16 protein-coding genes are annotated in these 23,169 nt (G+C 51.7%); all 16 read right to left on the minus strand.

The window, feature by feature from the left end:
• Window positions 1–318: 318 nt before the first annotated feature.
• Window positions 319–1,677, minus strand: coding sequence for a DEAD/DEAH box helicase (locus EKM99_RS04155; RefSeq protein WP_125581244.1), 1,359 nt, complete (start codon window positions 1,675–1,677; stop codon window positions 319–321).
• Window positions 1,674–2,639, minus strand: a complete 966-nt coding sequence (locus EKM99_RS04160; RefSeq protein ID WP_125581246.1) for a DHH family phosphoesterase — start codon at window positions 2,637–2,639, stop codon at window positions 1,674–1,676. The genes EKM99_RS04155 and EKM99_RS04160 overlap by 4 nt, the downstream gene beginning before the upstream one ends.
• 451 nt (window positions 2,640–3,090) lie before the next feature.
• A complete protein-coding gene (gene dinB / locus EKM99_RS04165) occupies window positions 3,091–4,203 on the minus strand; it encodes a DNA polymerase IV (protein ID WP_225419783.1) in 1,113 nt (370 codons plus the stop codon).
• 174 nt (window positions 4,204–4,377) lie between these two features.
• Window positions 4,378–4,812: a preprotein translocase subunit YajC gene (gene yajC, locus EKM99_RS04170; RefSeq protein ID WP_164511522.1), complete on the minus strand. Its 435-nt coding sequence runs from the start codon at window positions 4,810–4,812 to the stop codon at window positions 4,378–4,380.
• 148 nt (window positions 4,813–4,960) lie between these two features.
• Window positions 4,961–5,986, minus strand: a complete 1,026-nt coding sequence (ruvB, locus tag EKM99_RS04175; RefSeq protein WP_125581250.1) for a Holliday junction branch migration DNA helicase RuvB — start codon at window positions 5,984–5,986, stop codon at window positions 4,961–4,963.
• A gap of 20 nt (window positions 5,987–6,006) precedes the next feature.
• The gene (gene ruvA, locus EKM99_RS04180) at window positions 6,007–6,612 is read right to left on the minus strand and encodes a Holliday junction branch migration protein RuvA (RefSeq protein WP_125581252.1); all 606 of its coding nucleotides are present in this window, start codon (window positions 6,610–6,612) and stop codon (window positions 6,007–6,009) included.
• A 1,091-nt stretch (window positions 6,613–7,703) separates the two neighbouring features.
• Window positions 7,704–9,734, minus strand: coding sequence for a DNA mismatch repair endonuclease MutL (gene mutL / locus EKM99_RS04185; RefSeq protein WP_125581254.1), 2,031 nt, complete (start codon window positions 9,732–9,734; stop codon window positions 7,704–7,706).
• Window positions 9,735–9,775: 41 nt separating this feature from the next.
• A complete protein-coding gene (gene mutS / locus EKM99_RS04190) occupies window positions 9,776–12,481 on the minus strand; it encodes a DNA mismatch repair protein MutS (RefSeq protein ID WP_125581256.1) in 2,706 nt (901 codons plus the stop codon).
• A 28-nt stretch (window positions 12,482–12,509) separates the two neighbouring features.
• Window positions 12,510–13,304, minus strand: a complete 795-nt coding sequence (locus EKM99_RS04195; RefSeq protein ID WP_125581258.1) for a TIGR00282 family metallophosphoesterase — start codon at window positions 13,302–13,304, stop codon at window positions 12,510–12,512.
• A 714-nt stretch (window positions 13,305–14,018) separates the two neighbouring features.
• Window positions 14,019–15,578 (minus strand): ribonuclease Y, encoded by a 1,560-nt coding sequence (rny, locus tag EKM99_RS04200; protein ID WP_125581260.1) that lies wholly within the window; start codon window positions 15,576–15,578, stop codon window positions 14,019–14,021.
• A 289-nt stretch (window positions 15,579–15,867) separates the two neighbouring features.
• Window positions 15,868–17,028, minus strand: coding sequence for a recombinase RecA (gene recA, locus EKM99_RS04205; RefSeq protein ID WP_225419784.1), 1,161 nt, complete (start codon window positions 17,026–17,028; stop codon window positions 15,868–15,870).
• Window positions 17,029–17,118: 90 nt separating this feature from the next.
• Window positions 17,119–18,369 (minus strand): competence/damage-inducible protein A, encoded by a 1,251-nt coding sequence (locus EKM99_RS04210; RefSeq protein ID WP_125581262.1) that lies wholly within the window; start codon window positions 18,367–18,369, stop codon window positions 17,119–17,121.
• A gap of 344 nt (window positions 18,370–18,713) precedes the next feature.
• Window positions 18,714–19,301, minus strand: coding sequence for a CDP-diacylglycerol--glycerol-3-phosphate 3-phosphatidyltransferase (pgsA, locus tag EKM99_RS04215; RefSeq protein ID WP_125581264.1), 588 nt, complete (start codon window positions 19,299–19,301; stop codon window positions 18,714–18,716).
• Between the two features lie 71 nt (window positions 19,302–19,372).
• The gene (locus tag EKM99_RS04220; protein ID WP_125581266.1) at window positions 19,373–20,317 is read right to left on the minus strand and encodes a helix-turn-helix domain-containing protein; all 945 of its coding nucleotides are present in this window, start codon (window positions 20,315–20,317) and stop codon (window positions 19,373–19,375) included.
• A gap of 112 nt (window positions 20,318–20,429) precedes the next feature.
• Complete coding sequence (yfmH, locus tag EKM99_RS04225) at window positions 20,430–21,716, minus strand: EF-P 5-aminopentanol modification-associated protein YfmH (RefSeq protein ID WP_164511523.1); 1,287 nt, start codon at window positions 21,714–21,716, stop codon at window positions 20,430–20,432.
• Window positions 21,709–22,989 carry an EF-P 5-aminopentanol modification-associated protein YfmF gene (gene yfmF / locus EKM99_RS04230; RefSeq protein ID WP_125581270.1) on the minus strand — a complete coding sequence of 427 codons (1,281 nt, stop codon included), beginning with the start codon at window positions 22,987–22,989 and terminating at the stop codon, window positions 21,709–21,711. Before yfmF ends, yfmH begins: the two co-directional genes overlap by 8 nt.
• Between the last annotated feature and the right edge of the window lie 180 nt (window positions 22,990–23,169).

Consider the following 23,169-nt stretch of genomic DNA (forward strand, 5'->3'; position numbering starts at 1 on the left):
TTCAGTACTAATTCGCTTCAGCTCACACTCCTCCTAAACGATAACTTGAACCACATCTAAAAGAAACATGATTAAACTGGGATTAGTACTTGACTAATGGTAGAAAAATAAGGACGTCCCAGCTTCGGCCTTTGTTGATTCTACTGGCTTAGTTCGTTAATCTTTCTCTCGCCCTTATATCCTGATCCTGGCAGCTTCCGAAACGTGCTACACAGGGCAGGTCCCTGCGCTTAGCAAAAAGAGGAGCCCCAGTCGGCGCTGCCGACTGAGACTCCTCTTCCCGCTAATGCTCAGGACCTAATCGCCCTGTTCCGCACTCTACTTATATCTATCCGATTCACTCTTCCGTCTCTTCCGCTCATTTCTAGCGCTTTGACGTTGGGCAATTCGTTTTTCTTGGTCTTTTCTGCGGTGAATTTCTTGCTTGATTTGGTGCTTGTATCCTGGCTTGATTTTCTTCTTCTTTTTCATGACGAAACCAATCAAACCTGGATCAAGCTTTTCCGTACTCTTGTTCCGGTGAGTCCGGCGGTTCCGGTCGTAGGAGTCCGTGATTTCATTGTTGCTGATCCGCTTGGGTTGGAACTTGATGCCCATCGCTTCAATTTCAGCAACCTTGGCTTCTTCGTCTGGTGAGTACAGCGTGATGGCTGTCCCGTGCATCCCCTGGCGACCTGTCCGGCCAACCCGGTGAACGAAGAAATCCAGGTCCTCTGGAATATCATCGTTGATCACGTGTGAGACCCCTTCAATATCAATTCCCCGCGCAGCTAAATCAGTTGCGACTACAAATTGGTATTGCAAGTTCTTAACTTCACGCATGACCCGCTTCCGTTCACGGGGTTTGATGCCCCCATGAATCATGGCGACCTTCATACCTTGTGCCTGTAAGAAGTCATGGATCTGTTCGACCCGCGTCTTGGTGTTGGCAAAAATCAGGACCAGGTAAGGTTCACCCATGGTAATCAATTGGTAAATCAATTGATTACGGTTCTGCCCCTTGGTGGAGATCAACCAATTATCAACCGTGTCAGAAATAATCGTGTCGGTTGGAATCTCTTCAACAACGGGATGGTTCATGTACTTCTTCAAGAATGGGTTCAGGCGTTGGGGAATCGTCGCCGAAAAGACCATCATTTGTAAGTCCTTAGGCATCCGCCCAGCAATCCGGTCGATTTGGTCCAAGAAACCCAAGTCCAACGTCATGTCAGCTTCATCCACAACAAATTGGCGCGCGGTGTGCACGTCCAAAGCGTCTGACTGAATCAAATCCATAACCCGGCCGGGCGTCCCAATAATCAATTGGGGTTGGTAGTGCCGCAGCTTTTCAACTTGGCGCTTCTTGTCGGTCCCCCCGACGTAGTTCCCAATCCGAATTTCAAATGGGGATTCCGCAGCTAATTGTTCCGCTGCCGTATGAATTTGGTAAGCTAATTCCCGGCTTGGCGTGGTGATCACGGCCTGAACCTGGTTTTCTGACGTCAACTGGTTAAAAATAGGCAGGAGGAACGTGTGCGTCTTCCCACTCCCAGTCTGGGATTGGCCCACGACGTCTTTGCCCGACGCAATCACAGGAATTAATTTTTCCTGCACCTTGGTTGGGGTCGTGAAACCAATCTTTTGCAAGGCCGTCATTAAGTACGGCTGCAACTTGAATTGTTTAAAATCTGCGGTCATTCATTTTCTCCTTTAGTGTTAGCCACTAACTCATCGAGCTCGTGAATAACTTGGTCGATTTCTGCTTGATCTTGGGCCGCAGCGCCACTGGCTAGGGCATGTCCGCCCCCACCGTGATTCTTGGCCAAGCCGTTGATGGACGGGCCTTTAGACCGCAACCGAATGCGGAAAGTCTTGTCCTTCGCTTCAACGAAAATGGCCCAGGCAACCACCGACGTAATCTTGCCGGGTAATGGAACCACGGCAGACGTCGAATCGCTGGCAGCGAGGCCAAACGATTCCACAATTTCATCGGTCAGCTTTAAATAAGCCGCCCCACTAGGCAGAATCTCTAAGTTCTGGTAAACGTAAGCGGACAACCGCGCCATTTCTGGGGAAATTTCATCCTCAGCCTGGTTCACAGCGGTCATCGAGAAGTTGTACGTTAACAACTTGCTGGCAACCGCAAATGTGTTGGGTGACGTCGCTGGGTACATGAAACGCCCAGTGTCGCCAATGATGCCGGCGTAAAGTAGTCGAGCCGCATCGTCAGGCATGGTTAAATCCGCTTGGTTTTTGGCGTACCAGTCGTAAATAATTTCGGACGTGCTGGACGCTTGATCCAACACCCACTGAATATCGCCAAAGGCATCGTCGTTGGGATGATGGTCGATTTTGATGAGGGCAGCCCCCGTGGACCACCGTTCATCGTCGATTCGAGGTTGGTTAGCCGTGTCCACAACAATCACTAACGCACCCTGATAGACGTCATCCGCAACATCTTGGTCAGCTTGCCCCATCCAGTCGAAGCCGGGGTAATGCTTACCCACTGCTAAGACTTTTTTATTCGGAAAGCTCGCTTGTAAAATGTCCCGTAAAGCCAGTTGCGCCCCGATACAGTCGGGGTCAGGCCGTTGGTGACGGTGAATAATAATCGTTTGATACTTCTTGATTTCTTCTAAAATGGCAGCTTCAATAGCCATGAATTCACCCGTTTTCTATCCGATTTTTTCGACCAAGACGCGTCGATACCGCGTTTTAGTATACAAGTTTTGCCGTCCAATATCAATAAAACTCCGCCAGGTTGCGGGCTAAACTGCTATGAATACGCCTCCAGGAAAATCAAAATGGGACTGGAACGCTGGGGGTAGGACGTCTGAAGCCTGAAAGGCGGTCTTCAGACTCGCTTCGAACCGCAATGAACCGCGTTTCAAAGTCGCCATTCTCAAATTAACAGACCTAATTTGAGAATCCCCCGGCTGAGCCCATTTTGATTTTCCTTGCGGCTCATACGCGTTTAGCCCGCACTGATAAAATTAAATTTTTATCAATCGTCTTTAATTAACCAACTAATTGGTATCAATCGGAGCTGCCAAATACTTGGCATGTTGTTAAACGTTTTTGCTTGCCCGACTTAATTCAATTTCAAGAGGGCTACTCTTCCTCATCCGACTCAAACAACGGTAACCGCACATTCTCAAACGTTTGTGCCGCCAGTCCTGTCAGGGTGATGCCCAGCAGGCGCACTTGCTCGTCATCTCCCGCCACACTGTGGTAAAGGTCTAAGGCCAAGTCATAGTAGACGTTGGCGTCATTGGCGATGAAATCTGTTTGAGTCACCCGCTTCGTGATGGTGTTGAAATCACTGTCCCGGAGCTTTAACACCAACGTTTTGCCGTGGCGTTGTTTTTGCTTGACGGTAACGGCAACCATTTCCGCTAGCCGCTGGAGTTGTGCCTCGACCTCACCCGCGGACGATAGTGGTGGCCCGTACGTCCGCTCCTTGCCAATCGACTTGCGCTCCCGTTGATATTCAACCGGCCGTTCATCAATGCCGCGCACCCGTTGATAGAGCACGTACCCAAATTTACCAAAGTCGTGAATCAACTCTAATTGTGATTTCTGATACAGGTCGGCGCCCGTCAGGATTCCCAACTCGTGCATCTTGGGAACCGTCTTCTTGCCCACGCCCCGGTAACGCTCGATTGGCAAAGCCATCAAGAAGTCGTGCGCGTCCTCAGGCAGAATCACACTGACCCCCACCGGCTTGCGAAAATCTGACGCCTCCTTGGCCAAGAACTTGCTGTACGAAATGCCGGTTGAACAGGTCAGATGGGTCTTCTCGAAAATTTCTACTTGAATCTCGTGGGCCACTTGAACCGCCGACTGAATCTGCTTTTTATTGGTCGTAATATCCAGGTAGGCTTCGTCAAAAGCCACCGTTTCAATCTTATCCGTGTACTCGTGGAAGATGGCGTGAATTTGATCCGAAATCTCCCGGTAGTGGGGAAAGTCAGGCGTTTTGAAGGTCGCATGCGGCGCCAGCTTAAAGGCCTCGTTGGCATTCATGGCGGAGTGCACGCCCAACTGTCGGGCCACGTAATTCGCTGTCGTCACGACGCCCCGCCCGCCGGTGGTCCGGGGGTCACGGGCAATGATCAGCGCATGCCCTTTGAATTCAGGGTGGTCGCGCTCCTCAATCGACGCGTAAAAAGCATCCATATCGACGTGAATAATTTTTCGTTGCGTATACTTTTCCGGTACCACGGCCACCCCTCCCTCACGTTTAACACCAACTATTAGTTAAATTATACCCAAACAAACGTTTGTCTTCAATCGAAAACGCTCCTAATTCCCAGGCAATTCCCAACACCCCACCGTCGTAACCGCAAATTTTAGCCGAAAAAAAACGGCCTCAGGGAGACCGAACTTTTTAACACATTATTTAGCTGATTCGTCGTCAGTTTTTTCAGCAGGTTCGTCGCTTGCAGCGGCTTCGCTAGCTGGTTCTTCAGCGGCACTTTCAGCTGGTTGGTCGTCGCTAGCAGCTTCACTAGTGGCAGTCTCAGCAGCGGCTGGGGCCGTAACGGCTTGTGGTGCTTGGGAAGTTACTTGGGCAATGGCCCGTAAGTCAAAGACTAAGTAGATTCCGTCGCAATCCAAGGTTACAGTCTTGTCAGCGTCGTTGATTTCGTCGATCACACCGTGTAACCGGCCAATCGTGATGACGTGGTCGCCCTTTTTAAGTTCGCTCATCATGTCACGATGCTTCTTTTGTTGCTTTTGTTGTGGACGTAACATCAAGAAATACATCAACACCAAGAAAACAACTAAAATCAGTAACGTTGAGTAACCGCCGGCAGCGGCACCGATCATTAAATTTTCGAACACGTTTGTTCACCCCTTTATTTACTATCTATTGGACAACTTTACCAGAATCCAAGGAATCCGTCCAATTATTTCTAAAAATTCTTTGGATGTTCGGCATTATCGCCGATTTTCTGAAAATATTAGCCGTCTCGACCTAAGATTGGCCCTCGGAATTAGGCAATGGTCGCCCGAGGTGCGCGTACCCCGTAGCCGTGACAACCCGCCCCCGAGCCGTTCGCTTGAGGTAACCGCGTTGGAGCAAGTAGGGCTCGTACATGGCCGCCACCGTTTCCGTTTCCTCACCGATGTTGGCCGCCAAGGTGTTCAAGCCAACCGGACCGCCATCGTAGTAGTCAACCATCGTGGATAGCAGCTTGATATCCGTGGCATCCAGTCCCGCGGCGTCCACCCGTAACAGGGTCAGCGCATGGTTCACAATCGCCAAGTCAATTTCGGTGTGGTCCGGCGAAACTTCTGCGAAATCCCGAATCCGTTTCAACAGGCGGTTCGCAATCCGTGGCGTGCCCCGCGAACGCAAGGCAATCTCGTGGGCCCCCTCAGTGGCAATCCGGGTGTTAAAAATATCCGCCGAGCGGGTCACAATTTCCTGTAAGTCCGCCGTTTCGTAGTAGGCCATGTGCTCCACAATTCCAAACCGATCACGCAGCGGCGCTGACAGTAAGCCGGCCCGCGTCGTCGCCCCAATCAGGGTAAATGGCGGCAACGGAAAATGGACGGGATGGGCAGTAGGCCCCTGACCGACCACGATGTCGATGTAGAAATCCTCCATCGCTGAATAGAGCATTTCCTCAACAATCTTGGGTAACCGGTGAATTTCATCAATAAATAAAATGTCACCCGGCTGGAGCTCGTTTAACAGGGCCACCAGGTCGCCTGGCTTTTCAATGGCCGGTCCGCTGGTCGTTCTGATATGAACGCCCATCTCATTGGCAATCACCATCGCTAGTGTCGTCTTCCCTAAACCAGGGGGGCCGTACAACAGGACGTGGTCTAACGATTCTTCCCGCTGTTTAGCCGCCTGAATGTAGACGGAAAGTTCGTGTTTGATTGGATCCTGGCCAATGTATTGGGCCAGTGTCTGGGGGCGCAGTGATTTTTCAATTGAATCTTCGTTGTCATCAGATGGTTCCGGTGACACGATCCGCTCATCATCAGCCATGAGTCAGCCTCCCTTCACACTTATTCGGTCAGTAAACGCAGTCCTTCGCTGAGATAATCATTGGTCGATTGACCAGCAAATTTCCGAAGCTGGGGGGTCACTTTCTTAACCGCAGCAGCCTTGTAGCCTAACGCCGTCAAAGCCGCAATCGCATCGTCCAATTGTGGATCACCCTCACCCGTCGCGACTTCCTCGGGCGTGAACAACGTCCCATCGTCAGCGGGTGCCAAGTCGTCCAACTTATTTTGCAAATCCAAAACAATTTGACCGGCCGTCTTCTTACCAATGCCCGGGAACTTCATCAAGAAACTGACGTCGTTGGTCTTAATGGCCAGCATCAAGCCTTGGTGATCAGGGTTGGCCAGGATGGCGAGAGCGCTCTTGGGGCCAATCCCGTTAACGTTGATTAATTTCAAAAATAGTTGCTTCTCGGCAAAGTCCGCGAAGCCATACAGCGTCTGCGCTGAGTCGCTCACTGCCTGGTAAACGTAAATGGTTACCGCCGCGGTGCCTACTGCGTAACGGTAAGGATTGGCGGTATTCACCAGGTAACCCACCCCGTTGACGTCCACGACCACGTGGTCCGGGTAGACCGCCGCAATCGTGCCATGAAGGTATTCGTACATGCCGGTTAATCTCCTTTAGGAAAACATATGTTTGCTTCGTAAATTGTACCACACTTGCGCCCGCTTGTGGACCTGATTCCGCCTTGCGGTCTGACAGGACCCGATTCTGCCCGCGGTCTGGCGGGGTCTGATTCCACCTGCGGTAGTCTAGGTACGCTTCACCCTGTGGGACCCCGTCTAAAGCCTGAGGAGCGGTCTTTAGACTCGGTTTTAAGCCTTGCTAAGCCCGCAAGTCTCAAAACGCGGTCCGTGCTGTAAGGCTGGGCAAAGATCGCCCAGTCTAACACCACCTTCACAGGGTTCGGTACCTAACTACCTCCGGCTCCATCAGGCCCCACCAGACTGCTACGCTTGTCGTTTTTTGTCAGACACAGCTGTCATAAATGCTTACCAATTCACGACAGCAAGCATGAACGACGCAATTTAAAATACATATTCGCCATAAATGTTCAACTAGAAAAACATAATAATAAAAACACGCGAATAGGTAGTCGACGCCGGAGGCAGCTAAGGAGCACACCTGTGTCGATGAAGTTAGTTGGCGTCCTTTGCCGACTTACTTCATGGGACGACTTTGAGACTGTGCTTTTCAGGCTCAAAGCGAGACCGAAGACCGCCCTTCGGCTTCGGTCAGTCCCCATAGGTGTAGTCCTTAGCTGCCACAAGCAACAGTTGGGAAACAGTTTCCCAGTCTGGAATAATCTTTGCTGGAGGCTGTCAGGTTCGGTACCTGTGTCGGTGGCGTTTGCTGCTGTTTTTTGGCAGCTTACGCCACGGGACGTACTTGGAAACTCGTTCTTTGAGGTTCCAAGTCGAGCCTGAAGACCGCCCTTTGGCTTCAGGCGTTCCTCAATCAAAACCGACTCATTCTATTACAGAATTTAAAAACACGCGAATAGGTAGTCGACGCCGGAGGCAGCTAAGGAGCACACCTGTGTCGATGAAGTTAGTTGGCGTCCTTTGCCGACTTACTTCATGGGACGACTTTGAGACTGTGCTTTTCAGGCTCAAAGCGAGACCGAAGACCGCCTTTTGGCTTCGGTCGGTCCCCATAGGTGTGGTCCTTAGCTGCCGCAGGCAACCCCAACTACCTATTCTCCCCAGTCGTCGCCGGAGTGGTGTGGATCCTGAATCCGCTTGAACAGCTTCTCCAAGTCCTGATCCGTGAAATGCACCAGCACTGGCCGCCCGTGAGGACAGTTAAACGGATTTTCAGCCGTGGCTAACTTCACTAACAGTGCCCGCGCCTGTTGATCGTCCAAGTGATGATTGGCCTTGATGGCCCGTTTACAGCTCATCATGATGGCCGTCTTCTCACGAAAGGCCGCCACGGAAATCTTCCCGTCGTTGAGTACCCAATCAATCATTTCTTTAATGGTATCGGTCTCTTGACCGGCCTTGAACCAGGTTGGGTGTTCGTGCACGATGAAACTATTTGGTCCAAACGACTCGAGATGAATACCGACACTGCCCAGCGTTTCGATGTGGTTGGTCAGTTCCAACACATCGGTCGTCGGGTAATCGAGAACGATTGGCACCAGCAATTTCTGCTCGTCATCGCTGACCTCGCCGATCGCTTGCCGGTAAAATTCATAGTTGACCCGTTCCTGCGCGGCGTGTTGGTCGACTAAATACAGCCCATCGTCCGCCTCCGCCAACAGGTAAGTCCCGTGCACTTGCCCCAGGTACCGCAACTGTGGGAAACGCTGCGCTGGCGGCTCCGGTGCCCGTAAGTCAGCCTCCGGGAGGGGTTCTTGCTTCACCGGCGCACGCCCACCCAAGGGTGCCGCCACTTGTTCCGTTTGATATTTTTCATCAAATGCTTGAACAGCTGGCAACTGAAAATCGTGCTTATCATGGACAACCACTGGCTCGACCGGCACTTCCTCCGGCGTTTCCAATGGTTGTGGTCCAGCAGCGGGCGTCGGCGTGGTCTCCGCCGGTTCGGACGCCGCCGAAGACTTCTGCGCGACGGTATCTGTTGGCGCCGCACTTTCTTCTGGCTGCGGCTCGGGGACCGTCGTTCGGGCCGACATCTCGTACTTAGCTGAGACGTCGTTTAACGCCATCGTCAGTTGATCCGTCGAGCGGGTCTCCCGCGTTTTCGTGGGAATTTCGTCAAAGACATCCGGAATTAAATTTTCCTGTGAAAGCCGTTTGAACACCGTGTCCTGAATCAATTGGGTCAGTTCGGGTTCCTCACTGATCCGGACTTCCTGCTTGGTTGGGTGAACGTTCACGTCGACCAGCAAGGGGTCCATCTTAATATCCAACACGGCCAACGGATAGCGGCCGACCATTAACTTTGAGCCGTAACCTGCCACCAAGGCCTTACTCAACTGAAAATTGTGAATGTACCGGCCGTTCAGCAGCAGGGAAATGTATTGGCGACTCGCCCGCGTCAGTTCGGGTAAGCTCACGTAGCCGCTCACCTGAAAGTCGGGATTCTTGCCGTTGATGGCCACCATCTTCCGGGCGCTCTGCACGCCGTAGATGCCGGCAATCACCTGTTGGAGGTCTCCCCGTCCGGTCGTTCGTGTTAACTCCCGACCGTTGTGCACCAAAGAAAAGGCAACGTTGGGGTAGCTCAAGGCCAACCGGTTCACAATGTCCGTGATTCGTGCCAACTCGGTCGCTGGCGATTTCAAATACTTCAAGCGCGCAGGAACGTTGCCGAAGAGGTCCTTCACCGTGACCGTGGTGCCCTTCCGTGCGGCGGCCGCAGTGTGTTCCTTGATAATGCCGCCCACGTTGTGAATCAAGGTCCCCACGCCACCGGTGGAAGTCGTCAGGGTCACGTCGGCCACGGACGCAATACTAGGCAGCGCCTCACCCCGGAAGCCCAGTGACTTGATTCGAAAGAGGTCCCGCCGATCCGTAATCTTGCTAGTGGCGTGGCGTTTGAAAGCCATTTCGCTATCTTCATCCGCAATGCCGTCGCCATCATCAACCACGGAAATCCGCTGTAACCCAGCCTCTTCAACCGTGATGTCAATCTGCTGGCTGTGGGCATCGACTGCGTTTTCCACCAGTTCCTTGACCACGGATGCCGGTCGTTCAACGACTTCACCCGCGGCGATTTGGTCGGCTAAGACCGACGCTAGTTCATGAATTTTGGCCATCAACGACCCTTCCTCTCTTACGCTATCCTTATGCTAAAATGCTACTTTTTCGCTAACCTCTGTTGCCATTGGTAGACCTGATTCATAATCGCCATTGGGGTCATCCCCATCAGGTTGAGGTCCGCAATCTGTGCCAGGACCTTGGCCTGCGCGGGGTTCAACTCTGGCTCATCCGTGAACAATGATAACTGTTGATCCGCGGCAGCTTCGGGGGTTGTTTCCGTAGGCTTGGCCGTTTCAGCTGCCTCGGAATCTGCTAGTTGCGGTGCCGTTTCAGGTGTCTCAGCCACCGTTGCCGGCTCAGCAGGCTGTGTCGGCACTTGTTCCGACGAATCTGCCGTTTCCGGCGCCACTAGCGGTTGTTGCTCAGCCGTCTGCTCCAGGTCCTCTAAAATAACTTCCGCGCGGTCTAACAACTTAGCTGGCATCCCCGCCAATTTAGCGACGTGAATCCCGTAAGACTTGTCCGCGGGCCCCGGTTGCATTTGGTGTAAGAAGACCAGGTCGCCATTCTGCTCGACGGCCCCGACGTGAACGTTGCGCAATTGCTTTAAAGACTCATCCAGCGCGGTCAGCTCGTGGTAGTGGGTTGAGAACAACGTCTTGGCGTGCACGCGGTTGTGCACGTACTCAATAATCGCCTGGGCCAGCGCCATGCCGTCGTAGGTCGCGGTTCCCCGCCCAATTTCATCGAATAAAATCAGACTGTTGGCCGTGGCCTGGCTCAACGCGTGGTTGGCCTCTTGCATCTCGACCATGAACGTACTCTGACCGGAAATGAGGTCATCGGCCGCCCCAATTCGGGTGAAAATTTGATCAAAGATTGGCATCTGGGCGGATTCGGCTGGAACAAAACAGCCCATCTGCGCCATGATGACGGTCAACGCTAACTGGCGCATGTACGTACTCTTCCCGGACATGTTGGGTCCGGTAATCAGTAAAATGTTGGTCTGTTCATCCATGCTGACGTCGTTCGGCACGTAAGATTGCCGGCCCAACACCTTTTCCACCACCGGATGACGGCCCTGCTTGATCTGCAAATCATGGCCCTTGATCAGGGTTGGCTTCACAAAGTGATAGTCTTCACTGACCACGGCAAAACTCTGCAGCACATCTAGACTGGCAATGGTCGCCGCCAATTTTTGGAGCCGCGTAATGGCCGTCTTCACCTGTTCTCTGAGGTCAACGAATAACTTGTATTCCAGGGACACGGATTTTTCCTCGGCCTCTAAAATCAAGCGTTCCTTGTCCTTCAACTCGGGGGTTGAGAACCGTTCGGCGTTGGCTAAGGTCTGCTTACGTTCATAGCGGTCGGCGGGCAATTTATCCAAATTAACCTTGGTCACTTCGATGTAGTAGCCGAAAACGTGATTATAGCCAATCTTCAGGTTGTTGATCCCGGTAATTTCTCGCTCGCGGGCTTCCATCTCAGCCAACCAGGTCTTCCCGTTGCGCATGGCATCCCGGTATTCGTCCAGTTGGGCGTTAAAGCCATCACGAATAACGCCACCATCGGACACGGAGATTGGCGGTTCCGGAACGATTGCCGCACGAATGGCTTCGGCCACATCCTCGACTGGGTCCAAGCCAGCCAACGTGTCGTCAAAGACCGGCTCATCCAATTCTTCAATCGTGTGCTGAATCTGGGGCACCTGTTCCAAGGACGTTTGCAATTGGATCAGATCCCGGCCATTAACGCTGCCAAAGGCTACCCGGCCAGCTAACCGCTCCAGGTCATACACTTTCACCAATTCTTCTTGTAAATTATTGCGTTCGAAATAGTGGTCGAGTAACGCGCCGACTTTGGCTTGGCGTTCTTCGATCTGGCCCTGGTCAATCAACGGCCGGTCCAGCCACTGTTTGAGTAACCGGCCCCCCATGGCTGTCTTGGTTTGGTCCAATAGCCACAAGAGTGTTCCGGATTTTTTCTTGGTTCGTAGGTTCTGGGTGATTTCTAAGTTACTTTGTGACGAATGATCCATTTTTAAAAAGGCAGTTGGCTTGTAGGCCACGGCACGTTGTAAATGCGCGAGACTCCGCTTCTGGGTAACTGTGACGTAGGTGACCAGCACGCCGACAACTTGTTTGAGTAAAGCAGATTGGACGTCTTGTTCAACATAGCTCAACTCAGAACTAGCCTGGACGTCCGGTTGACTGGAAATCATCATGCCCAACTGGGTCATCCGCGCCGTCAACGCCTCGTCAACTGTGCCGTCGACCACAACTTCCTTGGTCTGAAGGCTCATCAATTCATTCAAGACCGGATCAGTACCAGTAATTTCAGCGGCCTTGAGTTCACCGGTAGACAGGTCGGTATAGGCCAAGCCATACTGGTTCTTTTCGCTCATGGTCAGTGCCGTCAAATAGTTGTTTCGCTTGGCACCAGCCGCACCGGTATCGGTTTGTGTCCCGGGGGTCACCAACTGAATGACTTCTCGTTTAACCATGCCCTTGGCCAATTTAGGGTCTTCCATTTGTTCACAAACAGCGACCTTATAGCCTTGATCGACCAAAATATCGATATAACTCTGAACGGCCTTGTGGGGAACGCCACACATCGGAATTGGATTCTTTGCGCTGTGACTCCGCGTCGTTAAGGTTAGCTCTAAGAGTTGGGAACCCTTGACGGCGTCGTCATTAAACATTTCATAAAAGTCCCCGAGCCGGTAGAACAAAAAGGCATCGGGATACTGGTCTTTAATTTTTTGATATTGCACCATCATGGGCGTCGTGTTCGTTTTCGTCATGGAAAATGGTTCATCCTTCCGTTATCGTTTAGCTTTGGTATGGGTGTTGGGGGCTGATCAGGATTGGCTTGATACTCTTCGCGTGTCCCGTTTTATCACTCAGGTCAATCACGGCGCCGGATAAGAGGCCTGCGCCCTTTTCTTGGACCGTGTAACGGGTTGGCCGTTGGTTCTCAAAGCGCTCAATCACACTGTCGGCCTGCATGCCCAAGACACTGTCGGCGGGACCGGTCATCCCGGCTTCGGTCATAAAGGCCGTCCCACCACGGAGAACCTGGGCGTCACTGGTCTGCACATGGGTATGGGTGCCGACAACGGCTGACAATTGGCCATCGTAGCGCATGGCGAAGGCCCGTTTTTCACTGGTCGTTTCTGCATGGAAGTCCACGAAGACAAAGTCGGTGTCGAGTTCTGGCAGGAGTTCTTTCATTTTGGCAAAGGGGTCATCCATGGGATTCATGAAGACCCGTCCCTGCATGTTGACCACGGCTAGGGTCTGCTGGTTCACTTTGACCTTTGTCCAGCCCTGCCCCGGTGTATCGCCAGGGAAGTTAGCGGGCCGAACCAAGCGGTTAGCCCCGCCGATGAAGTCATACAGCTCGGCGTTGTCCCAGGTATGGTTTCCCATGGTCACCACATCGGCGCCATCTTTTAAAATTTGTTTGTAAATGCTTTGACTGATACCGCGACCAACGGGGGTTGAGTTCTCCCCGTTAACGATGGTGACCTGGGGCTTCAAGTCCCGCTTTAACTGTGGCAGGTACTCATGAATCATGTCCACACCAATATTTCCTACAACGTCACCAACAAACAGAATTCGCATCTTCGTTCCCCTATCTAGACCGTTTCGGCCCGCCTGGTGCTGTTCACCAGTTCTATTAAATAACCTCTATTTTACCATGCTTCGTCTAATTCTGCGTGAGTTAAATCTGAATCAAGCACTTCAGCTAACAGAGACTCCTGCCACAAGGTTGGTTGGAAATTGCCACCTGCGGCTGCCAGAGATTCCGACTGCTGTGAGGACCGCCTGCGGCCTGAGGGGCGGTCCTCCGGCTCGGTTTGAAGCCTGGCACAAACCGCCAGTCTCCAAACACGTCCCACGCTGTAAGCTGGTTCCCAGCTAACACCGTCGACACAGCTGCCTCCATCTCTGTCCTCCTTCGGTTACGGTTGATTTTCACCGTGACATTGGTGTGCACATCGCTGGAATGACGGCGTTCATCCGCAATAATTGGTGACAATCTACGTAGGCGGGAGTGAACCAAATTTAGGCTCAGCCGTGGGATTTTCCATGTGGTCTTCTTGGAAAATGGCGACTTTGAAACGCGGTCCGTGCGGTCCAAAGCGAGCAGGCAGACCGCCTCACAGGCTGCCGGCGTCCTACCCACAGCGTTCCAGCCTAAATTTTGCGAACGGTAAGCCGGCAGTTTTAGACAACGATGCCAAGATTCAGCGTTGTCTCCCGACAATTTAAGTTTCAACCTTTAGGTAAATACCAAAAAGAGCCTGGGGATTTAGTCCCAGACTCATCTCTGAATTATTTCGCATATTCAACTGACCGGACTTCCCGGATGACGGAAACTTTGACGTGACCTGGATAATCCAAGTCGCCTTCAATTTGTTTCTTGATGTCGCGTGCCAAGACAACGGCATCCGTATCGGAAATCTTCTCGGGCCGCACAATAACTCGAACCTCTCGTCCCGCCTGAATGGCAAAGCTATGGTCGACACCGTCAAATGCATTGGCGATGGTTTCCAGCTTATCCAACCGGTGGATGTAACTTTCCAGAGAATCTGAGCGTGCGCCTGGCCGCGTCGCTGAAATAACATCAGCGGTGCTAACCAGTTCCGCAATCACGGATTGCGGTGCCGTTTGATCTGCTTGAGCTGCAATAGCGTTAACCACAACGGAACTCTCACGGTACTTTTTAGCAAGTTCCATGCCCGTTGTGATGTACGAACTATCATCATCATGCTCCGCAGCGCGACCAATATCATGTAATAATCCTGCACGTTTTGCTAACGTAACATCCTCACCTAATTCAGCAGCCAAAACCCCAGTGATCTTAGCAACTTCGATTGAATGGGCCAACGCGTTTTGCCCATGAGAAATACGGAAATTCAAGCGACCAACCAGTTTGACCATTTCGGGATGCATGGAATGAATCCCCAGATCAAAGGTTGCTTGCTCGCCAAGCTCCCGGACATGTTCGTCCAGTTCTTTTTTGGCCTTTGCGACCATTTCCTCGATTCGTGCCGGGTGAATTCGCCCGTCTTGAATCAATTTCTCCAAAGCAATCTTGGCAACTTCTCGCCGTAACGGGTCGAAGCCACTCAAGACGACGGCTTCTGGCGTATCATCGATGATTAGGTCAATCCCAGTCAACGTCTCTAACGTCCGAATATTCCGTCCTTCACGGCCAATAATGCGGCCCTTCATGTCGTCGTTTGGCAACGTAACCACGGTAATCGTGGTTTCAGTCACCATATCGGCGGCACTGCGTTGAATGGCGGACACAATCAGGTCTTTGGCATTTGCCTCAGCCGTCTTGCGCGCCGTTTCTTCGCTCTCTTTAATCATCTTTGCGCGTTCACCCGCCAAAGCCGTCTTGGCTTCAGAAATAATCAGGTCCCGTGCATCATCCTGGGATAAAGCGGCTACGGTTTCCACCGCGGCCTGGCGTTTTTCAATCAGTGAGTCTGCTTGTTGCTGTTTCTTGGCTAAATTTTGCTCTTCAGCACTTAGCTTCTTGTCCCGACGATTCAAAGAATTTTCGCGCTTTTCCAGAGAGTTATCTTTCCGGTCTAACGTTTCTTCTCGTTGAATCAAGCGGTCTTCTTGCTTCTGAACTTCGGCACGACGTTCTTTCAGCTCGGTTTCGACCTCTGCACGGTACTTATGACTGTCTTCTTTGGCTTCCAATAAAGATTCCTTGGTGGCAGTCTCAGCTTGCTTCTTAGCTTCAGCCAGTACACCTTCAGCAGTGTACTTAGCTACATCTAGCTTTCGCTCGTGGACAGATTTACGAAAATAATACCCGCCCACAACACCAACAACGATAGCGATGATTGCGAGGATTATAATTGGAACACTCATGATTCCACCTCCGCATCATCAAAAATGACTAATTTTAAAATCAGACTTTTTAAGATGTTGATTTGATAACTGACGCAACTTCAATTTTAATGGTTGCCATGAACGCTGTCAACTAAACTCACCGGAAACTGATGGGTCTGCGCCGATTTCTTCACGCTTTCATAGAATTTATCTGAATTTGCCGGGCTCTCCCACATTCTTGAAAGTATGCCGTCACTAATTTTTTAAAGAAGCACCAATCAACACAAAAAGCGTCAACCGCCTCTCATGGGCCGTTAACGCTTCAGGTCTACTTCCCAGGCTTGGTTGCATCCTTGTCTGGAATTAATTCACTTTGCTCTGGCTTAGCTTTCGCCTTTTGTGGCGTCGCAGTAGCCTTAGTCTCTTTTTTGTCGGTCTTGGTTTCTTTATCCTTGCTAGCTGCCGTCTTCTTGGCGGTCGCTGCATCGGCCTCATCACCCTCGCCGACACCGTAAGCGGCCCGGACCCGTTGGTTAATTTCAGCCATTGTATCAGGGTGGTCCGACAGGTAATTCTTTGCGTTCTCACGGCCTTGACCAATTCGGTCCTCACCGTAAGAGTACCAAGAACCACTCTTGTCCACGATATCCTTTTCAACGGCCATGTCGATTAATTCACCGGTTTGGGAAATCCCCTTACCGTACATGATATCAACTTCGGCCCGCTTGAATGGCGGCGCAACCTTGTTCTTGACGACCTTAATTCGTGTGCGGTTACCAATGACATCGGTTCCGTCCTTGATTTGTTCTGCCCGACGAACTTCCAAACGAACCGTCGCGTAAAACTTCAAAGCCCGACCACCAGGAGTCACTTCAGGGTTACCAAACATAACCCCAACTTTTTCACGAATTTGATTAATGAAAAGTGCAATTGTTTTCGTCTTATTAATCGTTCCAGATAATTTCCGGAGAGCTTGGGACATCAGGCGGGCTTGTAACCCCACGTGAGCGTCCCCCATTTCCCCTTCAATTTCGGCACGGGGAACCAGTGCGGCAACGGAGTCGACAACCACAATGTCCACGGCCCCACTGGAGATCAAGGCATCCGCAATTTGCAATCCTTGTTCACCGGTATCAGGTTGTGACAATAGCAATTGGTCAATGTTAACCCCTAAAGATGTCGCGTAAGCCGGATCCAAGGCGTTTTCCGCATCAATATAGGCTGCGGTTCCGCCCCGCTTTTGAACTTCCGCTACGGCATGTAACGCCACGGTCGTCTTCCCAGATGATTCTGGTCCGTAGATTTCTACGATTCGTCCACGGGGGTAACCACCAACACCCAAGGCCACATCAAGGGCCAACGAGCCAGATGGTACGGTTTCAATGTCCAGGTTACTGTTGTCACCTAGCCGCATGATCGAGCCTTTACCAAAATCTTTTTCAATTTTCTTCAGCGCTTTGTCTAACGCTGCTTGTCGTTCGTCAGCCATCCAAATCCTCCTTCGTTGCATCAATATCCAAGTAACACTATACGGGTTTTGTTCGTAAAAAGCAAGTAAAAATAGAACAAAAGTTCCCCTTTATTTCAATCCGTTCAGAACACGCCGTAACCAGTCTAATCCGGTCATCACCGACCGTTCACGAATGGCCGCGCGCGTCCCCGTCAGGTGAACCAGCCGGGCCCGTGGTTCGTGGCCTCGTTGCGCCAAGCCCAGCCAGACGGTCCCTGCCGGATGGCCTTCCAACGCATCCGGACCGGCCACACCGGTAAAGCTCAGTGAAAAGTCTGTATCCAATAGAGCCCGGGACCGCTCCGCCATTTGCTGTGCCGTGGCCGCACTAACCACACCATCCCGGTCAATGATTTCCTGTGGGATGCCCAAGAGGTCATGTTTCGCCGAGTTGGCATACGTCACGAAGCCCCCAGGAAAAATCGCGGAGACACCCGGGACATCACCAAGCGTGCTCTGAAATTTGCCGGCCGTCAGACTCTCAGCACCGGTAATGGTCAGGCCCCGGGCAATCATGTCGTTGACCACCACGGCGGCCAAACTGTTCTCATCCCCATAGCCGTAAAGGTACTCCCCGACCCGGCCCTTAATGGTCGCGGTCATCTGGTCGAGAAGTTTGGTGCCCGCTGCTTCATCCTGTGCTTGAGCCGTCAGTCGCAGCGTCACCTCGTTGACCTTGGCGTAAGGCGCAATCGTCGGGTTACTCTGCCCATCGATCAGGTCGCTTAAGACCGTGACTAGTTGCCCCTCACCAATACCAAAGAAGCGCAGCACCCGCGACACCAAATATTCGTCACGATTGTAGGTGGCCTTCAGCAACGGGACCGCCTGTTCAACAAACATCGGCTCCGTCTCACTGGGTGGTCCAGGGAGTAACATGATGTCAGCCGCGTTAGGATCCTGATAAAAGGCGCCCACAGCCATGCCAGTCCGATTCTTGAGTGGTTGGCTCCCTTCAGGGTAAAGCGCCTGTAACCGGTTGTTAGGCGTCATGGGCCGGTCGGCAGTTGCAAAGTGGCAGCGAATCTTCACCATTGCTGGCGCGTCTTCAATCAGCTTAACGCCCAGCAAATGCGCCACCGTCTGCTTGGTCAAATCATCCTTGGTCGGTCCTAAGCCGCCACTAATAATCACCAAATCGCTACGAGAACGGGCCTGATTCACCACCGCAGTCAGTCGATCAGCGTTGTCGCCCACCAGTGAATGGTAATAGACCTCAATGCCGGCTTCGGCCAATTCACGGGCAATGAAGGCCGAGTTGGTATCGACAATCTGTCCCAATAAAATTTCAGTTCCGACGGCAATAATTTCCGCTTGCATGCTGACCCCTCCTGGGTGACTTAAAGTTAACTCCGTAATGAAACGCGATTTATTTTATTTTTCGCCAAATTAATTTAAAAAACTTTGCGTGTCGCTGGCAAATCAACTGCTTATCGGACACCAGTACTACTGATTGTCACCAGTCATCGGTGCCTCGAACAAGCAGTCCCAGATAAACACCCGTAGTAAAATCCTACCACAATCGTTCCCAATCTGGTTAATATTACCTCACAAATCAAAAAAAACTGTGCGCATCGCCAGCCAACAAACGCACCAGTGACACCCACAGTTATCTGAATAGTTTAATTTTAATGGTCATTTCAGAATCGATACCCAGTAGCCACCTATTCCGCCGAGGATTCAGCGAAGACTTGGCGGTTCTGGACAAAGTAATCGATTCCAGAGTAAATCGTGAAGAACAGGCAGATGTAGAAGAAGATTAACGCCATTGGGATGTTCAGACTGCTAAAGCCAATGTTGTTCAGCAGTAACAAGATAATCCCCACCATTTGCGTGGTCGTTTTGATCTTACCCGGCCAGGCAGCGGCTAACACCTTGCCACCCGTTTCAACCACGATCAGGCGCAGTCCGGTCACAGCCAATTCTCGGCAGACGATGATGGCCACACCCCAAGCGGGGACAGCGTTCATGGCCACCAACAGGATGAAGGCGGTCATCACAATCATTTTATCTGCTAGCGGGTCAGCGAATTTACCAAAGTTCGTCACCAAGTGGTTACGCCGAGCAATTTGGCCGTCCAAGAAATCGGTGATGGACGCCACGGCAAACACTAAGGCTCCCCAAATTTGGGTAACGGGGATTGTGGTACCCAGCCAGGTAACTTGTCCCCAGTTCAGGGGTAGGACTAATAACAATAAGAATACCGGAATCAGGATGATTCGCATGATGGTTAAGCGATTGGGTAGGTTCACGAAAAATTCCTCCTTAAATTTACCAACGAAAAAAGGCGCGCCGGTCGCCACGGACCGACCCGCCTTGAGTCTTACTTAAATTCCAATGTCACAGTTTGTACTTGTGAAGACGTGGTCGTCGTACTTGAGCTAGACGTCGTAGTCGTGGTCCCCGTCGTGCTGCTTGAACTCGAAGCACTGCTGGTACTGGTAGCCGAGGTGAAGTTGAACTTCTTCCCGTCAACCTTCACGGACGTAGCTGGCGCGTTCCCAAACTTCAGCGTGACACTCGTTGCTGAACTTGGAATCGTCAATGAGTGTGACGTGGTAGAAGACAACGTCCCCTGCCAAACGGTCGAGCCGTTAGCCGTCACGGACATCCAAGCGCTGGTTGTCGCTGACAAACTCATCTTCGGCTTGGAAGACGCGTTTAACATTTCCCAAGTTGAGCCAGAAGTCGTTGAACTCAACTTCTTGAAGCTAGCCGTCTTAGCCTTCTTGGAAGAGGACTTCTTAGAAGACGAAGACTTGCTGCTACTTTGTGTCTTGTTAGAACTGCTGCCGGAAACGCTCACGGAGCTGCTATCAACGTTGTTCTTGGTCGTACTGCTCCCGTTATGGGATGCGGCAACCCAAATACCCACGAGGATGACCAAAACCACGATGACAATGCCCACAACTGGAATTGTCCGCCGTAATTTCACGTAACGTTCATCGACCTGTCGCTGTTGGGAACGGGTCTCCGGATTGTTCTCGTTGACCTTATCCACGTACTCTTGCGTCTGCGTACTTGGCAACGCACTGTCAAATTGCTTCAACAGTTCGGCGCCATCCAAATCAACCATATCGGCGTACTGCTTAATAAATGCCCGCACGTAAAAGTCCCCAGGCAACTCATCGAAGTTTTGATCTTCAATGGCAATCAAATAACGCTTCTGAATCTTCGTTGTCTGTTGCAGGTCATCTAGGGTGTACCCCTTCGCAATCCGCGCGTCACGCAGCGTTTTTCCCAATGTAATTTTGCTGTTATCACTCATGATTTAATTCTCCACCTGTTCAAAATTTCTCTATATGCAGTATAGCATAGGCACCGCGTCATTTTTAGCCACAACACCCAGAATTCAGGATTTAACGGTTTCTTAAGCTCCGTTAGGGCAAAATCGTGTAAACCGTTTGCCGGCTGGCACTTAAAAATTTCGCCATAGCGGACTGAACATCTGCGAAGGTCATGGCTTCCAAAGCGGCCAATTCATCAAAGATGGTGGTCCCGCCAAATAGCGGCCCATCGTACTGATTGGCGATGGCTTCGACCGAATTAATCGCCCCAATCGTCCGTCCAATCGCTTCCCGTTTCACGAGTTCAAACTGCTCTCTGGCAGCCAATAGTTGTGCTGGCGCATCATTTAAAATAGTAGTTAGTTCACTGACAAAAGATTCTGGCTGGTCCGTATCTCCGGCAAGCTGAGCGAAGTGTGAACCCCGTTGTACCTGGAAGTCGTAGCCAAAGCTATCGTCGATCACATTGGCGTCATACAGCCGCAAGTAATTATCGCTGGTATCGTTGAACAAAAGATCAAAGGCTAACGAGATGGCGTCACTGTAACTGAGACCCGCTTTACCCGCAGGAATGGCTTCGTAGCCCCGCAAGCCAATGCTGACCTTAGGCCGATTGACCGTCAAATGCCGCGTCGTTGCGGGCACAATTTCGGCGGCCGGTGTCTGTGGTGACGGTACCCGTTTGATTGGCTCATCCGGGCCAAAGGTCTTGCCGTCTTGGTTCGCCGTGATCCAAGCCAACGTTTCTTCGGGATCTAACTGTCCCACGATGACCAGGCTCATATTGCTAGGATGATAGAACGTGTTGTAGGCCGCGTACAGGTCGTCTGCCGTAATCTTGTCGATGGACGCAACGGTCCCGGCAATATCAATATGCAGCGGCTCACGCGGATACAATTGCCCAATCATGCCAAAGTAGCTCTGCCAACCGGGATCGTCATCGTACATCTGAATTTCTTGGCCAATGATGCCCTTTTCCTTGTTCACCGTCTGAGCCGTGAAATACGGCTGTTGCACGAAATCCAAGAGGATATCCAGATTCTCGTGCAGATGGCTCGTCGTCGCAAATAAAAAGCTGGTTTGCGTGAAGCTGGTAAAGGCGTTAGCACTCGCCCCGTATTGGCCAAAGAGGTCAAAGGCGTCGTGATCTTCCTTTTCAAAAAGTTTGTGTTCCAGAAAATGGGCAATGCCGTCTGGAAACCGGACCGGTTCCGTCTGCCCACGCGGGACAAACTCGTTATCCATGGAACCGTAGTCCGTGGTCATGACAGCAAAGGTTTTATGAAATCCGGTCTTCGGCACCAGAATAACCTGCAAGCCGTTAGCCAGCTTGGTTTGGTACACGTTTTCTCCCAAGCGGTCGTACGTTTCTTTACTCAGCATCCTGATCACCTCCATGCAAGCAGTAGGTCGCCTGCAGCGTGACCTGTTGCGCCACGCGCTGCACGTCGGCGACTGTCACCGCTGCTAATTTTTTCTGCCACACTTCTAAGGGTTCCGTCAAATGGGTCAGTTCACTATTCAACAGGCCCACGAGTTTGCGTTGGGGGCTGTCCAGTCCCGCCAAACGTGCATTGAGCAGGCTGGCTTTTACTTCCGCCAACAGGTCTGTGCTTAACTCGCCGTGTTGCAAGGCAGCCAATTGCTCACCGATGATGGCAATCACCTGCTCCTGGTTTTCCGCCTGAATCCCGCTCTGAACGCCCATGGTTCCGGTAAACGGATTGTAGGAGCTGCTGGCATAGTAGGCCAAACTGGCTTTCTCCCGAACGTTCGTGAAGAGTAAGGACAGCGGTGAGCCGCCAAAGGCCGCGTTAAAGACCACGGCCGGCACAAAATCAGCGTCATCTCTGTAGACGGGTAAGCGGTAAGCCAGGTTTAATTTTGCCTGGACAACGGGAGCCAAATCGTCACCCGATTGAACCTGATCCCGCTGTTCCCACCGGTAGTAAGGTGAGTCATCGGTAACGGTGCGGTCGGTCAAAGGCCAAATTGCCAATGCTGCCTGAACCCGCTCCTCAGTAACGTCACCGACCACTGCCACGTGAATGGCATCGTTGGCCAGCATGTCGTGGTAAGTCCCCAGGACGTCCGCCGCACTGAGTTCCCCCAACGTGGTGGTGTCGCCCAGAGCGCTCATTGCCTGTGCTGGTTGGCCGGTAAATAACAATTCTTGTAAACGACGATTGGCCAGGTATTGCTTGTCATCGTCTAATGATTTAATCGCAGTTAATAAATTTTGCCGTTGTTGCGTAAAGGTTGCTGGGTCAAACTGCCCATTGGGTAAAAGTGGCTCGAACAAGACAGCTTTTAACAAGGCCATCCCCTGTTCAAATAACGGGGTCTGATCCGCAAATTGATCTAAATATTGTTCGTCAACGACTGAGCAGGTCAAGCGAATCACATGCTTCGTCCCCAGCTTAACGACACTGATGCCAAAGCTGGCACCGTACAAGCGAGAAAGCTGCCGGGCCAGTGCCGTTTGGGTTGGATATGCGGCCGTACTGGTCTCCAGTACCTGCGCCAATAGGGCTCGCGCGGTAATCGCCGTGGCCGTCAGTGGCGCAACAAAGTCCACCTTCATGCCAATTGTTTTAAATTGTTTTGTGGGTAACAGGTCGAGCGTTACCCCGTCTCGTATGCGAAAATGCACGCGCAATTGCCTCCTCTAGCAAATTATCCGCTTGGTCTGGCGGGCTCATTGGGCCGTAAAAATCAGCCAACAACCACACTCTGGGTTCTTAACTTGGACCAAGCGTATCGGTGTTTAATTCTAAGGGAACCCAGCGATAAATACAAGCAACCACTCGCAAATATGAATTAAATTGTGACG

The sequence above is a fragment of the Levilactobacillus cerevisiae genome (assembly GCF_003946245.1).
In the GTDB taxonomy this organism is placed as follows: Bacteria; Bacillota; Bacilli; order Lactobacillales; family Lactobacillaceae; genus Levilactobacillus; species Levilactobacillus cerevisiae.